This window comes from Sulfurospirillum sp. 1612, from assembly GCF_036556685.1.
Taxonomy (GTDB): domain Bacteria; phylum Campylobacterota; class Campylobacteria; order Campylobacterales; family Sulfurospirillaceae; genus JAADIZ01.
The window spans coordinates 1508481-1526958 of the sequence record NZ_CP140614.1; the positions used below are offsets into that span (position 1 = coordinate 1508481).

Consider the following 18478-nt stretch of genomic DNA (forward strand, 5'->3'; position numbering starts at 1 on the left):
GCCCTATTTGAGATTTACGACAGCATACATACCAGGAAATACAGCTTTCCCTTTTTTATTAAATGTCACTTTTAATTTAAAGGTATGTGTGAGCGGATTCGAACTGGGTATGATAGAAGAGATTTTACCCACGCCCTTTAATCCGACAGAAGGGACTTCAATATCCACACTGTCTCCAATTTTGACATCTTTCAAGTTGTTTTCAGAAATTTCAGTAGAGATTTTAAGATCCGTCAAATCAGAGAGGATAATTGCGGGCATCCCTGGCATAGCCATCTCGCCCACTTTGATATTTTTACCCACAACCACGCCGTCATTTGGGGCTTTGATATCCAAATATTTATATTGGTTTAAAACTTCTTGTAACTTCGCTTGGGCTTGTTTGATTTGTTCTTTTGAAATTTTTACCATATTGCTCAAATTCTTTTGTGCTAATTCTAGGTTTTCTACATCAAATTTTGACACCATATCTTTTTTCAACAAGCGTCGGTTTCGCTCCAAATTCAATCGTACATTTTCATATTGATTCTCATACATTTGAGAAGCAAGTTTTGCTTGAGAGATCACAAGTTCCACTTGTGCTTTCGCACTGTCAATTTCACGCGTATCTATTTTGTATAATAGATCGCCTTTTTTGACGTTTTTGCCCTCAGAAACAAATACATCAGTCACAAACCCCATATATCTGCTCGTAATCATTTTTTGGTTATCAGAGATGACACTCCCACTCAAACTCAAATCTGCTGCAGCCAACGGCCATGACCATGCTAATAATATCCCCATATATATTATTAATTTTTTCATATTCCTACTCCATTTGCAATTTTCTCTAATTCTAATACTTTATAAATCTTCTTGTTCTCAACCTCTTTGAGCTTTAATACTTTTTCTATCTCTAAAGATTGTTTGATAATCACATCATTAATCGATACCAATTTTTCTTGATAACGTCCGAGATAATTTTGGTATATCACTCGTGAAAGTTCTAACTCTTTGTTTAAACTATCAATCGAGAAGTCAAAATTTTCTATTTCTGTCTTGATTTTATCCACCTGTAACATAATGCCTTTTTTTGCTAACTCTACCTGAGTTTTTGTTTTGAGGTTTTGAACACGTGCTTTTTCAATACTGTTTTTATCAATACCACCATTAAAAAGATTCCATTTAAATTGTACCCCAAAGGTATAAGCATCATGCTTGCTAAAATCATTCAAAAACTTATCATCCGCACTCGAATACTCCGCAAAGGCTCCGATTTCAGGAAGATTTGATGCTTGTTGCAATCGAATATTCATATCTGTAATTTTTAAACCCAATAGTGCTTTTTGAATATCTAAGTTGGAGCGGACAATCTCTTTCGCATCAATGTGACGCGGCGCAATATCTTGATAATTTCCTTGGACAGATTTGACATCAGCATTGAGTAGAAAAGATAAAAATTGATAGGTCAGCGCTTTATTGGCTTTGGCTTGATGTAGCATTCGTAATACATTGGCTTTTTTCGCCTGTACTTCCAATAAATCCACTTTTTTAGCATACCCCTCTTCTATCATATTACTCGCCATATTTTCTAATCGTTCCATATTGGCTTTGACGATATTTAGATTCTTGATATAGGTGTTGAGCAAGTAAATGTCAAAATAACTTTTTTTGACTTGATAGATTTTTTCATTCGTAATTTTTTGAGTATCTAAACCTGACATCTTGGTGAGTGCATCAGTGATTTTTCCATATTGTTCTAACTTCCCACCGGTATAAATAGGCAGTTCATATTTGAGTTTGGTTTGAAAAAAACTTCGAGCATCGGGATAGTTTAAGTCATTAGGTTGAATACTCAATATACTACTCATATCAGAAGGAGGATTTCCTTGTGAAGCATTATAAATAGCTGTTCCCATAGGTGTTAAAAACTCGCTGAAACCAAAATCTGCAAAAGTTGCTTCTCGTGAAGCTAATTTATACCCAAATACATTTCCGGCATCATTAGAGCGCATAGCATATTGTATTAAGTCTAATTTTCCGTAATTATAGCCCGTAGCGATTTGATGTTCAAAACTTTTGATTTTTTCGTCAAATCTTGCGATGTTAATCTCTAAATTATCCTTTTTTACCATTTCGATTGCATCACTCAAAGCTAAATTTTGATACGTTATATTTTGAGCGAAAACAGGAAGAAACGAAAAGATAAAAAGTAGCAATATCCTCATAACTTTCTCCATCATATAATGTTTCTTAGGAGCAAAAAAAATATTCGTGCTCCTAAGATGTTATATTATATCAAAAGTTACTATAATTTTTATTTAATGATGTGATTTTAATAGTAAAACCGTCATCTTAAAATTAATGACCAAAAATCTCACAATTTGCCAAAGAACACAATTTCTTCGGAATTTTGTAAATTTTGTAGGTATGGGTGTAAAATCATTTTGACTGTATGGTGTTATTTTCATATTTTCTCCTTATTTATTTATTTCATGCTCAATGTTCATCTCTCTTCTTGCTATCATGATAGATTATTCTGGGATAATTCTCCAGAAAGGTTTCAATTTTGCCTTCCACAAGAAACCGACATGAAGCAGATATTTTACCCAATGTCCAGCTAGACCAATTTCACCAAAAGTTCCATTCAGGTCTCTACCGTAATCTGGATATTTTTTGAAATCAGGAATGATAGGATACATCGTCATCGTCACCGCTGATCCGCTAAATATACCCTTGCCCGCACTGGCAATACATGCCGCACCCATTTCACTCATCTTGGCGGTATGGGTTGGTTTTTCTGCTTTATTGAGTATCATATCTTTGATACTAAGCGCAACGGCTTTTCCCATCATACCACTTGGCATACCGGTTCTTGGAGGTGTTGGATTGATAGGTGTTCCATTTGGACTTTTCATTGGTTTTGAGATAATGTGTGGTGGTGCAAAAGCAATTCCCACAGCAAACATATTTTTGTACGTTTGGTTTTGACAATAAGAAGGCCAATCATCAGCATCCCACTCTTCAAACGGTGCTGTCCCTTTGGAATAATCTCCATCTACAAACATAAAACCTGCTGGGTTAAATATTTTTGAGGTAATATCTTCACCATGGGCATCATAAGCTTTCATACCGGCACCTTGAAATGGAGGAAGCAACATGGCAAAGTCATAAGATTCCTCATGTTTGGAACCATCAAGCAATTCATAATGGACTTTCTTTTCTTCCACTTTATTGACATGCGCTCTTTTAATCCAACGCACACCTCTTTCAGTATAAAGTGATTCAGCAAAAACTTTAGCACTAGTGACATAGCCACCCACTTTGATATGTAATCCACCCACACCAAAATCACCTAATTCATATTCATTTGATATATACGTGATGGTAGCTTTATCGCGCACCCCTTCTTCTCGAAGTTTGTGGTCCACGTTAAAAGTATATTCAAAAGCAGCACCTTGGCACGTACATGTACCATGACCTGTTCCAATCAAAAACTTTTTATGCTCACCACTTTTCATTTGTGCTATCACTTCGTCAAGTTTTTTACTAGCATGATCAGCGTGATCTGCGGTACAAACAGAAGCAGAGTATCCATTATCAGGTCCGAGTCCTTCTGTCGCAGCAAAATTTAGTTTTGGTCCTGTCGCATTGATTAGGTAATCATACGTAACTTGCTCGCTATTGCCCTCTTTGCCTTGGCCAGTATATTCAATGGTTACAAATTGTTTGCTCTGTTCTTGAGATCCTTCTGGATGAATAGAAACGGCTTTTGCTTGTCTGTAATCGATACCCGCTTTCTCATAAACAGGGGCTAATTCAAAAACAACCTCTTGTTTTTTCATTCCTCCGACGCCAACCCAGATATTTGATGGAATCCAATTCCATTTAGCGTTGGGTGTTACCACGACCACTTCATGGTCTTTGCCCAACCATTTTTTCAAAAACGTAGCTGAAGTATGTCCTGAAACACCTCCACCTAAAATTACAATTCTAGCCATATATTCTCCTTTAATTTCCTTTAGTTTAGTATATCATATTGTTAATTTAAAAAGAATTTAAATATAAGTATTATTATTAATTTTTATAAAAAAAAGAGAAAAAAAGTAGCAGTTGTGAATTATTTATATTGTGAAATATATTTTTATAAGAGTTTATGATTTTTTTCATAAACTCTTATAATTTTTATTATAATATTGCGTAAGAAACCCACAAACAAGAATCCAGCGTATTGAGCTCATTCAATGTCTGTTTGTCTATCGCTTCATCAACCAAAATGACAGCCATAGCATCATCATCTTTGCCACGTCCTAATCTAAAATCGGCAATATTGATATTGCGTTTTGCTAAAAGCGTTGCAATACCGGCAATGGCACCAGGGACATCTTTGTTTTTGAAGACAATCATCTTACCTTTTGGTTTAAAATCAAAACCAAAGCCATTAATATTGACGATACGTTGTTCGACCTCTTCAAAGACAGTACCTGCTATCGTCGTAACCCCTTTTTGGGTTGTCAACGTTACGGTTGCTTTATTGTGATAGCTAGAAGAGTGTGGTATCTCTTCAAATGAAATATCAATATTTTTCTCTTGCGCTACATACGTCGCATTGACATAATTAATCTTGTCGCCAACAGAATCTTTTAGCGCACCAACAACGGCAAATGTCAGCATTGATTTGGCATACTGGCTCACTTCTCCTTCTGTCTTAATGCGAATAGATTTGATTTGAGCACGATTGACTTGTGCGGCAAAATATGCCATTTTTTGCATGAGTTCCATATAAGGAACGATATCTTGAGGTAAATCTTCGGTTTTAATCGGTAGATTTAGCGCATTCGGATAGCTAACACCACGTGCAGCATACAACGCACACTCTGCGGCTTGGAGTGCAATTTTTTCTTGAGATTCTACGGTATTGGCACCCAGATGTGGGGTAACACAAATATTTTCTAAATCTAGCAAAGGATGATCGGTTGCTGGTTCATATGAGAACACATCAATCCCTGCAAATGCAATTTTTCCACTTTTTAATCCATCATAAAGAGCGGTTTCATCATATAAACTCCCGCGTGCACAGTTGATCAAACGCACGCCATCTTTCATCTTCGCGACTTCATCATGAGAAATAATACCAACGGTCTCTTTATTTTTTGGCGTATGGATGGTAATAAAATCACACCCCAAAATATCATCAAAATTTTCAGTATAAGTCACGCCTAAATCTGTCGCTTTTGAAGGCTCAATATAAGGGTCATAAGTCACAACATCCATACCAAAAGCTTTGGCTCTCACGCTCACTCGGCTTCCAATATTACCAAATCCTATAACACCCAATTTCTTGCCATAAAGCTCAATGCCATACCATTTTTCACGCTTCCAAACGCGCTCAATTTTCAAGTGATTGTTGGCATTGGTAAAACTTCTCGCACAACTTAACATATGTGCCATCGTCAATTCCACAGCGGCTAAAGTATTGGCAGTAGGAACATTCATCGCGATAATACCGCGTTTGGAGCAGCCATCTAAATCAACATTATCCACACCAACACCCGCTCTGACAAGCGCTTTTAGATTTTTTGCTGCTTCTAAAAACTTACTATCTACCGCTGTTGGGCTTCGGGTAATCGCGATATCTGCATCTGCAATAACCTTTAATAATTCGTCTTTGGGCAATGCGGCTGCATTGATAACCTCAACATCACTCTCTTTTTCTAAAAACTGAAATCCCTTTTCATGAATTGCATCACAAATGATTATTTTTTTTACGCTCATGGTTATTCCTCTATGATTTTTGACTTTATTTGATAAGTATTTAACTCTTTTACAATGTTACTCAATTTTTTATTATCTGTGTTGATGATAGAAATCTTTGGATCCGATCCATCTTTTGTGAGTACGAAAGGAACATTGAGATTCGATAGCGTCTGGACAACACAGAATATAGAATATTGATCTATATGACCGATGACCAATTTGTAAGATTTCGGTTTGATGATTTTTTGCTTTTCGCTACGCGGTAGTTTTTTTTGTAAATCTACTTGCATAAACAGCTCATTCACAGGATAAGAATACTGTAATGTAGAAGATTTTGCCAGATTGTCAATCCACAACTTGGTCGGACTGATTTTCTTTTTTTCTTTGATAGGAGAAGGATACTGCTTGTACGTGACCACTTCGTTGTCGGTGTAATTGAAAAAATGATATAACATCGCCAATACACCGACTAACAAAAGAGTAAAAAAAACACCGAGTATCTTTTTTTGCATTAAAAGATTCTTACTATTTGAGCTGATCTTTTAAGATATCACCCAATGTCATCTTATCTTCTTTATTTATCTCTTTTAAGGCTTCTCTCTCTTTTAATCTTGATAGACTTTTGACAGAGAGTCGAATTCTACTTTTTTTATCATCGACAAAAGCAATAGCCGCTTCAATTTCATCGCCGACTTTTAAATCTTCTTCAGGCGTAGGACCAAGATCTTCTTTTCGAATCAAGGCATCTACATTTTCTTCCAATTCTACAAAAATTCCAAAATCTTTAATATCTCTGATTTTTCCTTTGACAATATCACCATTTTCATGAGTTTTCGCATATTTTTGTATTGGACTATCTTCTAAATCTTTTTTGCTAAGAGATACTTTTTCATTTGTTTCATCAATTTTGACAATTTTCACTTCGATTTCGTCATCAGTGGCAAAAAGGTCTTTGCATTTGTCATTACGATTCCAAGAGGCATCTTCATTATGAAGTAATCCCTCAATACCACCAATTCTGATAAATGCACCAAAATTAGTAATCGTAGTCACTTTACCAACAACAACATCACCCACTTTGAAGTTTTTCAAAAATTCATCAAATGGTTTTGGAAGGATGCTTTTGAGAGACACTCTCAATCGTCTTTCTACTGGATCAATTTCAATCACTTCTACATCAATCTCTTCGCCTTCTTTGATATAATCTTTTGGATGTTTAATGTTTTTATCCCAAGAGATTTCAGATATATGTAAAAATCCTTCAATATCATTGCCAAGGTCAACAAATGCACCATAAGGTTCGATATTACTAACGGTTACTTGGATGGTATCACCATTTTCTAATTCACCTTTGATTTCATCCCAAGGATCAGGCATTGCGGCTTTGATTGATAGAGACAAGTGTCTTTTTTCTTTATCATATTTGATGGCTTTAACCGGAACGATTTCGCCTTCGCTGTAGAGTGTATTTGGGTTAACAGGACCTTTGTAGCTTATTTCACTATAGTGAACCAAACCATCAACGCCACCAACATCAACAAACATACCATAAGTGGTAATTTTCTTAATAACGCCTTCTACAATTTCATCTTTTTCGATTAATTCTTGTACAATTTCTTTTCTTTTTTTGCGTTCATCATCTAAAAATTTCTTTCTTGAGACGATGATAGACTCATTTTCACTGTCAATCTTAATAATTTTTACTTTAATAGTTTTTCCCATGAGGGCATTCATATCTTTAACAGCTGCTTGTGAACGTGGCAAGAAAAATTCAATACCATCTGTGCTTTCTACGATGAAACCACCTCTATTTTTATTCACAACTTTTACGTCTAGGACTTCATCTTCGTCTTCTTTATGTGCCTCAATGAATTCTTTAACTTTAACTTTTTTGATCGCTTTTTTATGAGATACTATTGGTCTTTCGTTTTTAAATCCAGAGATGACGACTGATATAGTATCGCCGACTTTGCAAGTCACATTGCCATCAGCATCTGTTACTTCAGACGCATACAATCTACCTTCGGATTTTTTACCTACATCGATTAAAATCACATCATCTTTGATTTCAACCACAACACCTTCAATCAGTGCATCTTTCTCTGTATCTTTAAAAGACTCTTCCAACATAGTTGCAAAATCCATCTCCTCTTGTTCATTTGCATTCTCAGTCTGAACTGCTTCGTTCGCCTCATTCACCATTTCATTCCCTTTTGTTTAATTTTTTACTATGATTAACCTTTGGATATAGTCAAAATATCATCTATAGAAACTACATCGAAAAGCCTAAGCACATGAAGTTTGATATTATACTTAAATTTTCTCTATTTTGCCAACAATTTTATCAATAATCCATCCTGGAGTCGATGCACCAGCGGTTACACCACATATTTTTTTATTTTTGAACCACTGAGGATTGAGCTCTTTTTCGCTTTCTATGAGATAACTATCATCACAAAACTCTTTTGAAATATAATGCAGTTGTTTTGTATTGGAAGAATTTTTACCCCCAATGACGATCATGATATCCACATCTTTTGCTAATTCTTTAGCCGCTACTTGATTATCTAAGGTAGCATTACAGATGGTATTAAAAACTCTCACTTCTTTATAATGAGCAATAAGATAATTGGTGATTTTCATAAATTCTTCAATTTTTCTAGTGGTTTGAGATACCACTGCTATTTTATGCGTTAATCTAAGCGTTTTTAGCTCATCGATGCTAAGTACCACATGAGCTCCATATTGAGCATAACTCTCCACCCCTTTCACTTCAGGATGTTGCTTATCTCCAAATATCACAATATCATAACCCTCAGCGCTCATTTGTTCGCATATTTGCTGTGGTTTAGTGACAAAAGGACAGGTTGCATCGACAATATCAATCTGCTTGGATTCTAGAAATTTTAAATCTTGCTTGGGGATACCATGCGTTCGGATGATGGCTTTTTGCGTTTCACCCAAACCCTCTAGACTCTGAAGTGTCACAACATTGTAATCTTTTTTCAAACGATGTATCTCTTCATTGTTATGAATTAAAGGACCAATCGTTGATGCATTTTTTGAACTCTCTGCTATTTTTATCGCACGTTTTACTCCAAAACAAAAACCATAATATTCTGCTAATTTGACTTTCACTGCTTTGCTCCTTTAACTTCAAAACGGATGTTAATCCACCCTCACATTGGCGATTTGAGACAAAATATCTATAAAATTCGGGAAGGATGTTTGAATGCAATCAATATCTTTGATTGTCATCTCACTCAACAACCCCGCAATCGCAAAACTCATCGCAATGCGATGATCTCCATAAGAGTCAACAGTCGTGCCTTTTAGAGCACCGCCTACGACTTCATAACCATCATCAAACTCTTTTACTTGAATCTGACATTTTTTTAAATTCTCAACCACCGTAGCAATCCGGTCACTCTCTTTGACTCTGAGCTCTTTGGCATTTTTGACGAGACTTTTGCCTTTTGCCACACTAAAAGCGATAGAGAGTGCAGGCAGTTCATCAATCAACCACGCAATATTTTCACTCACCTCAACACCATGCAATGTGTGGCCTTCTATCACAATATCACCCACCACTTCATATTTTGAATCGGTTGTGATAAATCTCACATCAGCACCCATTTTTGCCAACACTTTATAGGCTTCAATCCGCGTTGGATTCAGTAGCATATTTTTAAGTCTCACCTTGGAGCCCTTGGTAATCGCCGCCGCCACGGCAAAGAAAAAGCCACTTGAGGGATCATTAGGGACTTCAATATCTAGAGGTGCTAATGGTTTGCTTAAAGGAGAAATCATGATAGTATCATGATCCCTATGCAACGCTGCTCCCATAGCGCTTAACATATTTTCACTATGATCACGGCTTAAACTAGGTTCCTTGAAAGTGGAGTCACCTTGCGCTCGTAATGCCGCTAAAATCATCGCGGTTTTTACTTGTGCTGAGGAGATGTTACTCTCATAAGTAAATGCTTTTAACTCCGTATTACCACGGATACAAAGGGGCGCAAACTCGCCATTGGCTCTTCCTTCGATTTGCGAACCGATGTCTCTTAGCGGGTCGGCAACTCGCCTCATGGGTCTGCTATTTAGATACTGATCGCCGCTTAATACAAAAAACCCTTCGCATGTTGATAAAAATCCCATAAACAAACGAATCGCTGTGCCTGAATTTCCACAATCTAAAACCACAGGGGGTTCTTGTATTTGATGGGGTGGTATGATGGTGATTTTATCCTCATCAATCTCGACTTTTGCCCCTAGTGATGCGGTGATTTTGAGTGTATTCATCGTATCTTCTGCTCTCAAATAATTTTTGATTGTTGAGGGCTTATCACTCAGCAATGAAAAAATAGCACAGCGATGGGATATTGATTTATCGCTGGCTATATTTGAAAATTCAGCATCAAAGAGTCCTTTGGGAGCGACGCATAATTGACTCATCGAATATCAATCCCAAACTTTTCTTTAAGCGCGTCTAATATATGTTCCATATTTGCCGTGATATCTTCATCTACTAAAGTTTTCTCATGAGATTGAAAGTTGAATTTTATCGTTAAACTCACTTTATCTCCTAATTCAGCACTACTGTAAATATCAATGGCGCTAAAATCAACCATTTCAGCTGGTTTGATTGTGTTAATATAATCTTTTATCTGCGCATATTGCATCTCTTTTGGAATCAAGACACTAAGGTCTCTTGATATCATCTGATAATTAGAATAACTCTGAACGAGACATTTTTCATCAAGCAGCGCATCAAAATCAAGTTCTGCAATGTAAGTTTTCGCAATGTCAAAATCTTTTTCTATCTCAATATGGAGTCGGGAAATATAACCGATGACACGATTGTTTTGTTTGACAAGAGCGTATTCATAAGGATTTGAAAGTTTATTTTGTGGCTTTTGAACTTCTAATTCAAAATCTCCAATCACATTGGATACTTTTCTGGCAAATGCATAAAAACCAATCATTTCTGGTTTGCCATGATTGGATATTTGGGCATATTCTTGTTCACCACTAAAGACAAAGGCAATCTTGGTTGTCTCTTCTCTTTGATGATTATATACCCTACCAATTTGGAAAAATGGAATGGTTTTCTTTCCATATTTTGTATTGCGACTGATTGAATCTAACATATTTAAAATCAAAGAAGAGCGCAGTGTGTTTAATTCACTGGTGATAGGATTGGCCAAATCTAGTGTTTCATCCACCACTTCTAAGCCATATTTTTCTTCTCTTGCTTTATCATCAAATATAAAATCAATCGACTCAAAAAAGCCATTTGACGCCGCTTTATATCGATAAGATTGTCTTTTTTTAAAATGAGCATAGGCGTCATTGTGTTTGGCTTGCTCCAAAAAAGTCAACGGTTTTGCAGCAATATTATCAATCCCGACAATTCGCACCACTTCTTCACAAATATCTTGTTTGTTGACAATATCATGTCGAAACATCGGAACACGAATATTCATGGCATCTTGTTCATGACTGAAAACCACACGGAATCCCAGCTTTTTCAGGATATCAACAACACTATTTTTAGGAATTTCTTGACCAATCATCTGTGTCAATTCATCGGCATGTAGATTGATAATTTCTTCTTTGAAATCCTGAGCTACTTGTTGTGTCCCCGCATAAACCATCACATCGCAGTTGGCACCAAGCAAACTAATGAGATAATTCATACCAAAGTCCAAATCTGGCTCACTCCCTCTTGTGGAGCGATACAAATGCCGGTCTGATTTGAGATTGAGCGTGTAACTGTGTTCTGATATTTTGTCTGGATTGGAGTAATTTGCTTCCAGGATAATTTTTGTACTCTGAGTGGTCGCTTTTTCTTCAGGTTCTTGCGAAATACCGACATAAGACAATCTTTTGTGACTAAAGACAGCATCGAGTTGATTGCTCTCTTTTTTGATACTCAAAATTGCTTTGCCATCTTTTTGTTCAAATTTATCATAATCGTAGGCTCGAAATAAAACACCCGTCGCGTGAGTCGCATAGGTCAAGAGTCTTTGCAGTGGATCATCATCAAATTCTCCAATCAAAGACAATCTAAGGTCGATGAGTACATTTGATTTGATTTCGCGATTCTCTAGGGCTTTAAAAACAAATGAAGATTCTATTTTCTCACCGCAGTTCATATTTAGAATCCGCCCTACGCCTAGTGTTGCTTCATCTTCTTCTTTAATTTCAAAATCATTTACTTCCAAGCCAAACGGTACACAAATGTCTCTTGCGACACCATGCACACTCAAACAATCTCCACGATTTGCGGTGAGTTCTAGCTCAATAATCTCATCATTTAATAAAGGAAAAGATGTAAGAGCCTTCCCTACTTCAAGCGTGCCGATACTTTCATCTAGTATCATGATACCGTCATTGATTTTAGGTAATCCCAACTCTGTGGAAGAACAAATCATACCATTAGAGATAATATCGCGAAGTTTGGCTTCTTTGATTTTGATACCTCCGGGTAAAACCGATCCGACTTTGGCAACAGGCACCATCTGTCCCGAAGCGACATTTTTCGCACCGCACACGATTTGTTCTGTTTTGTCTCCAATATCGACTTGACACACATTGAGCTTATCCGCATTAGGATGTTTCTCGCACGAAAGTACATGTCCGACTACCACATCATGAGGCATTTGTATTTTTTCAATACGATCGACTTCTAAACCGATGGAATTGAACTCTTTTGCAATATCGTCAATCGCGATATTTTTGATATTAATCCACTCTTCTAACCATTTTTTTGTAACTATCATCTAAACTGCTCCAATAACCGTAAATCCCCTTCAAATAACGAACGAAGATCAGGGATCCGATGTAACAACATGGCAAATCGCTCCACACCTAATCCAAAAGCATAGCCACTAACATCTTTTAATTCAACGGCTTTAAATACATTAGGATCCACAACACCGCTACCCAAAACTTCCAACCAGCCGGTATGAGAACACACTCTACAGCCACTTCCTTTACAAAAAATACAACTAATATCGACTTCGGTACTCGGTTCTGTAAAAGGGAAAAAGCTAGGACGGAAACGCACGCGTACATCTCCAAACATGTATTTTAAAAAGTCTTCTAATATATACTTGAGATTCGCAAATGAAACGGCACCGGTTTTATCAACAACCAAGCCTTCAACCTGATGAAACATCGGAGTATGCGTCAAATCATAATCTCTTCTAAAAACAGCACCGGGGCTGATAATACGAATGGGAGGTTTTTGGTTCAACATGGTTCGAATTTGTACCGGACTGGTATGTGTTCTGAGTAACATTGAGTCTTTGAAATAAAACGTATCTTGCATATCACGAGCAGGATGATATTTTGGAAGATTCAGTGCCTCAAAGTTGTGAAAATCATCTTCAACTAAAGGGCCCTCTTCGATGGAAAAATTCATACTGACAAAATATTCTATAATTTTATCCATTGTTGCCATCACAGGATGCAACGCGCCACACGTTGGTTTGCTATTAAATAGCGTTACATCAACACTTTCCTCTTTCATTTCCTCAGCAATTGCGATTGCTTCGAGCTTCATTTTTGCCACTTGGAAGAGATTTAAAAAATCTTCTTTTTCTTCATTGAGTTTTTGAGCAAAATCCTTTTTCTCATCCTTTGGCAGAGATTTCATCTTGGCAAACTGTTCTGCAAAATAACCTTTTTTGCCGAGCATTGATATTCTGATTGCTTCAAGGCTTTTCAGATCCTTGCAAGATGCTATCTGCTCTTGTATTTCATTCATTTAATTGCTCCCATTTTTGCCGACTCATTATCGGTAAAAATTTCCATTATAAATTTGTAACCACGCATAAAAACGTAGAAATTATTAAGATTATATAAAAAAAATCATTAAAAAGAGTTAAGCAAAAATAATTCATCAGCCTAGAGCGATATAAATCACGTTTTTACTAGGTATTTTTTAATTAAAAAAATTGTATAATAATTTAATATTAAAGAAGGAGATACTAAAACATGACAATATTTAGCAAAATTATAAAAGGCGAAATACCGTGTAATAAAGTTCTAGAAAATGACGAGTTTTTAGCATTTCATGACATCAATCCAAAAGCACCGATTCATATCCTGATTATTCCGAAAGTTGAAGTTCAAAATTTCCAACAAGTCACTCCAGAAATCATGGCGAAAATGACCTCTTTTATACAAGAAGTTGCGACACTGTTGGGTCTTGATGAGAGCGGATATCGTTTGATTACCAACAACGGTGACAACGGTGGTCAAGAAGTCATGCACCTGCATTTTCATCTTTTAGGTGGTGCAAAACTTGCTTGGGGTCATCTAGCAGATAGCGACTCTAAAAACTTTTTTTAAATCTTTTGGCACTTATGCGCCAAAAGATTTTACCCATGCTTCAAGTTCTTTGATTTGCTCTTTCGTACTCGCTTCTGAAGTTCCACCTTGTGAATTTCTAGCATTCATAGAGTGTCTTAAATCGAGGAATTTGACAGCATCTTCTTCAATTCTCTCATCTACTTTTTTCAACTCTTCGATAGTTAAAGTACTGATATCTTTGCCTAACGTTTCTGCATAAGAGACAGCATGTCCTGTGATAAAGTGAGCTTCACGAAAAGGAATATTGCAATGTGCAACCAAATAATCTGCTAAATCTGTCGCGCTAAGGTGTCCGGTAGCACACGCTTGCATCATATTGTTTTGATTGATACTCATGGTTTTGATAGCTTCATTTAAAATCTCCAATGAAATAAAAATGGTTTCAACGCTATCAAAGACGCCCTCTTTATCTTCTTGCATGTCTTTATTATACGCTAAAGGCAAGCCTTTTAGTACCGTCAATAATGATATAAGATTTCCATTGACTCTACCGGTTTTCCCTCTTAAAAGTTCAGGAACATCAGGATTTTTTTTCTGTGGCATAATAGAGCTGCCGGTACTGTATTCATCGCTTAGCGTGATAAATTTAAACTCATAACTTGACCACAAAATCAATTCTTCAGAAAAACGTGACACATGCATCATGGTTGTCGCGATATTAAATAATATCTCTAAGGCAAAATCCCGATCACTGACCGTATCTAGACAATTTGCACTCACCGCATCAAAACCTAAAAGTTTGGCAGTTTTTTCTCTATCAATATGATGAGGAGTTCCCGCAAGTGCAGCACACCCTAATGGCAAGATATTATTTCGCTTATAAGAGTCTTCAAATCTTAAAATATCTCTTTTAAACATATTGGCATATGCGAGCATGTGGAATCCAAAATTGATAGGTTGTGCATGTTGCAAGTGCGTCATGCCTGGCATCAAGGTATTGGTGTTTTCTTTTGCGATATCTATGAGCGTTTCAATCAGCACTTTGAGTTTATCTATAATTTCAAGATTACTACCGAGTACAAACATTCTAAAATCTAAAGCGACTTGGTCATTTCTACTTCTTGCCGTATGCAATTTTTTGCCCACATCACCGACAATGGCAATCAACCGTGTTTCAATAGCCATGTGAATATCTTCATCTGAAATATCAAAAACAAAGGCACCTGATTCGATTTCTGTTTCTATCTGTTTGAGTCCTTCAGTGATTTTCAGTACTTCTGATTTTTCTAAAATACCTTGAGCTCCTAACATCGTAGCATGTGCGATTGAACCTTTGATATCTTCATGATACAATTTTTTATCAAATGATAATGATGCATTAAATTCATCTAATAGTTTTGTTGCACCTTTTGAAAATCTTCCTGACCATAATTTTGACATTTATTCTCCAGTATCTGTATGTAATGTAGTAGCAAGAGAGCGTGACGCTCTCTTGTTTTTTCTAAAGTTTTGGTCCAAACTGTGAAAAGTCTGAATCCGCAGTGATGTATTTTTTGAAGTTTTCAACAAACATGCCCGCTAATTTTTTACTTACTTCATCATAATTATTTTTATCGCTCCATGTATTTCTTGGGTTTAATATTTTTGAATCAACGCCATCAAGATGGTCTGGAATACTCAATCCAAAAACCGGTAAAACAGAAAAGTTTGAGTCATTAATCGTACCATCCAGTATCGCATCAATACACGCTCGTGTCGCTTTGATACTCATACGCTTGCCGACACCATACTCTCCCCCGGTCCAACCAGTATTTACCAGATAAACATCCACACCGTGTTGGTCTATCTTTTGCCCCAATAATTTGGCATAAACTGTCGGATGAAGAGGTAAAAATGCTTCCCCAAAGCACGAACTAAAGGTTGCCACCGGTTCAGTGATTCCACGCTCTGTACCTGCGACTTTTGCTGTGTATCCACTCATAAAATAATACATCGCTTGCTCTTTTGTCAAACGAGAGACCGGAGGGAGCACACCAAAAGCATCAGCGGTTAAAAAGATAATCTTTTTAGGATGACCGGCTTGAGATGATTCTTCAAAATTTTCAATGTGATAAATAGGATAAGACACTCTAGTGTTTTCAGTCTTACTGCCATCACTGTAATCAACCACGCCAGCATCATCTAAGACCACATTTTCCAAAAGCGCATCACGCTTGATAGCGCCATAGATTTCAGGCTCACTGCTTGGGTCTAGATTGATACACTTAGCATAACAACCGCCTTCAAAGTTGAAAATTCCGTTGTCATCCCAACCATGTTCATCATCACCGATGAGTTTACGGTGGGGATCAGTCGAGAGTGTCGTTTTACCCGTTCCACTCAGCCCAAAAAAGAGCGCACTATCTCCATCTTTGCCAACATTTGCCGAACAATGCATCGATAGTTTGCCTTCTAATGGAAGCCAATAATTCATCATAGAAAAGACACCTTTTTTAATCTCGCCACCATACCAAGTACCACCGATAACGGCAATTTTCTCTTCAATGTTAAAAATCACAAAGACATCAGAATGCAATCCATGCTCTTTATAATCTTCATCTGATGTTTTACATGCCACATAGAGTGTAAAATCTGGTAAAAAGTTTGCCAAGTCTTCTTCTGGTGGACGGATAAACATATTTTTGACAAAATGGGCTTGCCATGCGATTTCAGAAATCACACGGATACTTTTTCTACTATCTAAGCTAGAGCCACAATAGGCATCTTGTATGTAGATTTCTTTCCCTGAGAGTTGTTCTTTTGCTTTTTGAAACAATGCATCAAAAACCTCTTTCGTAGTCGGTTGATTGATGGTCCCCCACGAAATGTATTTTTGAGAAGGATCTTGTTTTACAAAATATTTATCTTTGGGACTTCTGCCGGTAAAAATACCCGTATCCACAGTGAATGCTCCACTGCTTGATATTCTGCCTTCTTTATTTTTTACTTCATGCTCAAACAACTCATCAAAACTCAAGTTGTGATACACATGCTCAATATTTTCTAGTCCTAACTTTTCAATTCCATTTACTTTCAAAACAAATTCCTTCCTGGTTATTTAAATATCGACAGCAATACGCCTGCTGCCACAGCAGAACCAATTACTCCGGCAACATTTGGACCCATAGCATGCATTAAAAGCATGTTGGAAGGGTCATCCTTCATACCAACTTTATTGGCAACCCTTGCAGCCATAGGCACGGCACTCACGCCTGCTGCCCCGATGAGAGGGTTGACTTTAACCTTTGAGAATCGATTCATAATTTTTGCCATGATAACACCGCCTGCCGTACCGACAGAAAATGCCACAAGACCGATGGCCAAAATACCCAGAGTATCGGGGATTAAAAACTTTTCGGCCGCCAATTTTGACCCTACGGCCAATCCTAAGAATATCGTCACAATATTAATCAATGAATTTTGCATCGTATCTGAGAGGCGATCAACCACACCAGAAACTCGTGCAAAATTACCAAATGTCAATGCCCCAATCAATGGTGTTGACTCAGGAAGGATAAAAATTGAGAGCATCAAAACGGTCAATGGAAAAAGCAATTTTTCTATTTTGCTCACATGTCGCAACTGTTTCATTTTGATTTTTCGCTCTTCAACGGTTGTAAACAATCGCATAATCGGAGGTTGAATAATAGGCACTAATGCCATATAAGAATATGCCGCTACGGCAATAGCACCCATTAAATCAGGAGCCAATTTTGAAGCTACAAATATAGAAGTCGGACCATCTGCACCACCGATAATGGAGATGGCAGAAGCATCTTTTAATGAAAAACTAAACCATGGAGTATATTGAGAAAGGGCTAAGGCTCCTACCAAAGAACCAAAGATTCCAAATTGAGCTGCCGCTCCCAATATGGCTGTTTTTGGATTAGCCAATAGCGGACCAAAATCCGTCATTGCCCCCACTCCCATAAAAATAATCAAAGGAAACAGCTCATTTTTGATACCGGCTTCAAAGAGAACGCCCAAGAAGCCTTCATGTCCGATAATATTGGCATAAGGGATGTTCGCTAACAGCCCGCCAAACGCTATTGGTAATAACAGTAGTGGCTCAAATCCCTTAGCAATAGCCAAATAAAAGAGCAAAAATGTTATCAGTATCATGATAATACGTCCCCAACTTTGTGAGAACTTGCTCAAAGGCTCACCCAAGGCATTTTTTGCACCATCAACTGGATTCAAAAATGCATAAATACCTGTCGTCTTATAAAAGTTGACAAACATTTCTGAAATATTTTTGACTTCATGCTGTGTCACTTGCTCTGTGGTTTTGATATCGCTTTCCATGCTAGATGCATGCAGCGGTTTTGCACAGAGCGTCATCGCAGCTAATGTCAATAAAACAAAAAGTATGTTTTTCATA

General features: G+C 37.1%; 15 protein-coding genes. 1 reads left to right on the forward strand and 14 read right to left on the reverse strand.

Annotation, left to right across the window (positions count from 1 at the left end):
* Positions 1-3: 3 nt before the first annotated feature.
* From SFB89_RS07575 to pheS, 11 genes are all read right to left on the reverse strand, one after another.
* Entirely contained in the window at positions 4-804 is an 801-nt protein-coding gene (locus tag SFB89_RS07575; RefSeq protein ID WP_331774079.1) for an efflux RND transporter periplasmic adaptor subunit, read from the reverse strand.
* Positions 801-2207, reverse strand: a complete 1407-nt coding sequence (locus SFB89_RS07580) for a TolC family protein (RefSeq protein WP_331774080.1) — start codon at positions 2205-2207, stop codon at positions 801-803. Before SFB89_RS07580 ends, SFB89_RS07575 begins: the two co-directional genes overlap by 4 nt.
* Before the next feature lie 93 nt (positions 2208-2300).
* Positions 2301-2450 carry a hypothetical protein gene (locus SFB89_RS07585; RefSeq protein ID WP_331774081.1) on the reverse strand — a complete coding sequence of 50 codons (150 nt, stop codon included), beginning with the start codon at positions 2448-2450 and terminating at the stop codon, positions 2301-2303.
* 63 nt (positions 2451-2513) lie between these two features.
* Positions 2514-3980: an NAD(P)/FAD-dependent oxidoreductase gene (locus tag SFB89_RS07590; RefSeq protein WP_331774082.1), complete on the reverse strand. Its 1467-nt coding sequence runs from the start codon at positions 3978-3980 to the stop codon at positions 2514-2516.
* A gap of 187 nt (positions 3981-4167) precedes the next feature.
* The gene (serA, locus tag SFB89_RS07595) at positions 4168-5754 is read right to left on the reverse strand and encodes a phosphoglycerate dehydrogenase (RefSeq protein WP_331774083.1); all 1587 of its coding nucleotides are present in this window, start codon (positions 5752-5754) and stop codon (positions 4168-4170) included.
* A 2-nt stretch (positions 5755-5756) separates the two neighbouring features.
* Positions 5757-6248 (reverse strand): hypothetical protein, encoded by a 492-nt coding sequence (locus tag SFB89_RS07600; protein ID WP_331774084.1) that lies wholly within the window; start codon positions 6246-6248, stop codon positions 5757-5759.
* Positions 6249-6261: 13 nt separating this feature from the next.
* Complete coding sequence (locus SFB89_RS07605) at positions 6262-7935, reverse strand: 30S ribosomal protein S1 (protein WP_331776071.1); 1674 nt, start codon at positions 7933-7935, stop codon at positions 6262-6264.
* A 114-nt stretch (positions 7936-8049) separates the two neighbouring features.
* Positions 8050-8874: a 4-hydroxy-3-methylbut-2-enyl diphosphate reductase gene (locus tag SFB89_RS07610; RefSeq protein ID WP_331774085.1), complete on the reverse strand. Its 825-nt coding sequence runs from the start codon at positions 8872-8874 to the stop codon at positions 8050-8052.
* A 30-nt stretch (positions 8875-8904) separates the two neighbouring features.
* The gene (gene aroA, locus SFB89_RS07615) at positions 8905-10191 is read right to left on the reverse strand and encodes a 3-phosphoshikimate 1-carboxyvinyltransferase (protein ID WP_331774086.1); all 1287 of its coding nucleotides are present in this window, start codon (positions 10189-10191) and stop codon (positions 8905-8907) included.
* The gene (gene pheT, locus SFB89_RS07620; protein ID WP_331774087.1) at positions 10188-12521 is read right to left on the reverse strand and encodes a phenylalanine--tRNA ligase subunit beta; all 2334 of its coding nucleotides are present in this window, start codon (positions 12519-12521) and stop codon (positions 10188-10190) included. The genes aroA and pheT overlap by 4 nt, the downstream gene beginning before the upstream one ends.
* The gene (gene pheS, locus SFB89_RS07625) at positions 12518-13510 is read right to left on the reverse strand and encodes a phenylalanine--tRNA ligase subunit alpha (RefSeq protein ID WP_331774088.1); all 993 of its coding nucleotides are present in this window, start codon (positions 13508-13510) and stop codon (positions 12518-12520) included. The genes pheT and pheS overlap by 4 nt, the downstream gene beginning before the upstream one ends.
* A 230-nt stretch (positions 13511-13740) precedes the next feature.
* On the opposite strand from pheS, the gene SFB89_RS07630 reads away from it, so the two are divergent.
* Positions 13741-14097, forward strand: coding sequence for a histidine triad nucleotide-binding protein (locus tag SFB89_RS07630; RefSeq protein ID WP_331774089.1), 357 nt, complete (start codon positions 13741-13743; stop codon positions 14095-14097).
* 12 nt (positions 14098-14109) lie between these two features.
* On the opposite strand, the gene argH is transcribed toward SFB89_RS07630, so the two are convergent.
* The 3 genes from argH to SFB89_RS07645 all read right to left on the reverse strand — a co-directional run bounded on the left by argH (position 14110) and on the right by SFB89_RS07645 (position 18477).
* Positions 14110-15498 (reverse strand): argininosuccinate lyase, encoded by a 1389-nt coding sequence (argH, locus tag SFB89_RS07635; protein ID WP_331774090.1) that lies wholly within the window; start codon positions 15496-15498, stop codon positions 14110-14112.
* Between the two features lie 61 nt (positions 15499-15559).
* On the reverse strand, positions 15560-17134 hold the full coding sequence (gene pckA / locus SFB89_RS07640) for a phosphoenolpyruvate carboxykinase (ATP) (protein ID WP_331774091.1): 1575 nt from the start codon (positions 17132-17134) through the stop codon (positions 15560-15562).
* A 17-nt stretch (positions 17135-17151) separates the two neighbouring features.
* A complete protein-coding gene (locus SFB89_RS07645) occupies positions 17152-18477 on the reverse strand; it encodes a sodium ion-translocating decarboxylase subunit beta (protein ID WP_331774092.1) in 1326 nt (441 codons plus the stop codon).
* Between the last annotated feature and the right edge of the window lies 1 nt (position 18478).

What these genes read in the sequence shown, in the direction of transcription:
- SFB89_RS07575 (WP_331774079.1), bottom strand. Translation starts at nt 804, where the DNA reads ATGAAAAAATTAATAATATATATGGGGATATTATTAGCATGGTCATGG.
- SFB89_RS07580 (WP_331774080.1), bottom strand. Translation starts at nt 2,207, where the DNA reads ATGAGGATATTGCTACTTTTTATCTTTTCGTTTCTTCCTGTTTTCGCT.
- SFB89_RS07585 (WP_331774081.1), bottom strand. Translation starts at nt 2,450, where the DNA reads ATGAAAATAACACCATACAGTCAAAATGATTTTACACCCATACCTACA.
- SFB89_RS07590 (WP_331774082.1), bottom strand. Translation starts at nt 3,980, where the DNA reads ATGGCTAGAATTGTAATTTTAGGTGGAGGTGTTTCAGGACATACTTCA.
- serA (WP_331774083.1), bottom strand. Translation starts at nt 5,754, where the DNA reads ATGAGCGTAAAAAAAATAATCATTTGTGATGCAATTCATGAAAAGGGA.
- SFB89_RS07600 (WP_331774084.1), bottom strand. Translation starts at nt 6,248, where the DNA reads ATGCAAAAAAAGATACTCGGTGTTTTTTTTACTCTTTTGTTAGTCGGT.
- aroA (WP_331774086.1), bottom strand. Translation starts at nt 10,191, where the DNA reads ATGAGTCAATTATGCGTCGCTCCCAAAGGACTCTTTGATGCTGAATTT.
- pheT (WP_331774087.1), bottom strand. Translation starts at nt 12,521, where the DNA reads ATGATAGTTACAAAAAAATGGTTAGAAGAGTGGATTAATATCAAAAAT.
- pheS (WP_331774088.1), bottom strand. Translation starts at nt 13,510, where the DNA reads ATGAATGAAATACAAGAGCAGATAGCATCTTGCAAGGATCTGAAAAGC.
- SFB89_RS07630 (WP_331774089.1), top strand. Translation starts at nt 13,741, where the DNA reads ATGACAATATTTAGCAAAATTATAAAAGGCGAAATACCGTGTAATAAA.
- argH (WP_331774090.1), bottom strand. Translation starts at nt 15,498, where the DNA reads ATGTCAAAATTATGGTCAGGAAGATTTTCAAAAGGTGCAACAAAACTA.
- SFB89_RS07645 (WP_331774092.1), bottom strand. Translation starts at nt 18,477, where the DNA reads ATGAAAAACATACTTTTTGTTTTATTGACATTAGCTGCGATGACGCTC.